This is a genomic window from Bartonella callosciuri (assembly GCF_014203215.1).
Taxonomy (GTDB): domain Bacteria; phylum Pseudomonadota; class Alphaproteobacteria; order Rhizobiales; family Rhizobiaceae; genus Bartonella; species Bartonella callosciuri.
Window position 1 is genome coordinate 1 of record NZ_JACHIM010000033.1, and the last position, 1127, is coordinate 1127.

Sequence of the window (1127 nt, forward strand, 5' to 3'; positions counted from 1 at the left end):
AGCACCCCCACCCTTTCATAATTATTGTAAATAACAAGGAGAACTTTAAATGAATGAAGAAAAATTAACTCCCTCAATAGAAAAAGTAAGTTTATTTGAACAAGCTTTATTATCCATGCGCCTACAAAGGCTCGTCAATATCCAAGACCTCTCAATTTATCTTGGAATGTCTATCACCTATATTAGAGAGCTTGTAAAGGCTGGGGCTTTTCCTAAACCAATACAGGAAGGACGATATTTAAAATGGGATATCGTTGAAATTGATCACTATATTGAAGCCAAAAAATCTGAAAGAGACTGTGCAAAATTACCACCACTATCGTAAATAATCAACGTCCAGTCACAAAAGATGACCACTGTTCTAAAAGAACACGGCGCTGTTCTAAAAAATCAGTTCTCATATAGGCTTTTGTGACTGAGTTTCCCACTGAATGAGACAAAGTAAATTCCGCAATTTCAAATGGTGTTGACGTTGTTTCTGCTATCCAGTCACGAAGACTAGATCTGAAACCATGGGGTCTATAATCAAAACCTTTGTCTTTCATGAATTTAGAAAGTGTTACATCAGATATAGGCTTTCCAGAACTCCCAGCAAATAAAAAACCATTCTTTTCAAAGGGAAGGGATTTCTCAATCACTTTCAAAACTTCATGACTTAATGGCACGCGAAAATCTGAAACTTTTCCCACAATACCTTTCATATTTTCTTTTGGTATTGTCCATATTGATTGATTAATCTCTTCCAACCGTATATGCCTAATTGGCATGGAACGAACACCGGTTAAAATTAGAAGCTTTAAGGCTAAATTTGAGACAATATTATCATTTAAAGATTGATAAAAAGCTGGAACTTCTTTCCATGGCATAGCCGGAATATTTTGAACATTTTGAATAAATTTTCCCAATAAAGCTTTTGCTTTTGGTACCAATTGCATATCCACATCTATGCCACGTGCTGCTGCATGCTTTATAGTAATATTCAAACGCGATAAAGCCTTGCTTGCTGTTTCGTTTTTTGTTTTCCAAAGAGGAGATAAGCACTCTTTTATATCAATCTGCGTCAATTCAGTAATTGCTATATCTCCAAGTTTAGGAAAAACATGCAATGTAAGAGGTGTTAGCCACCT

At 35.5% G+C, this 1127-nt stretch carries 2 protein-coding genes; one reads left to right on the plus strand and one right to left on the minus strand.

The genetic code is table 11. The features are described 5' to 3' along the window. The first annotated feature begins 49 nt into the window (after positions 1-49). Entirely contained in the window at positions 50-325 is a 276-nt protein-coding gene (locus tag HNQ69_RS07600; protein ID WP_183229412.1) for a helix-turn-helix transcriptional regulator, read from the plus strand. A 4-nt stretch (positions 326-329) separates the two neighbouring features. Here HNQ69_RS07600 and HNQ69_RS07605 read toward each other — a convergent pair. Then, positions 330-1127, minus strand: a 798-nt coding sequence (locus HNQ69_RS07605; protein ID WP_183229413.1) for a tyrosine-type recombinase/integrase, incomplete at its 5' end; no start/stop codon positions are given.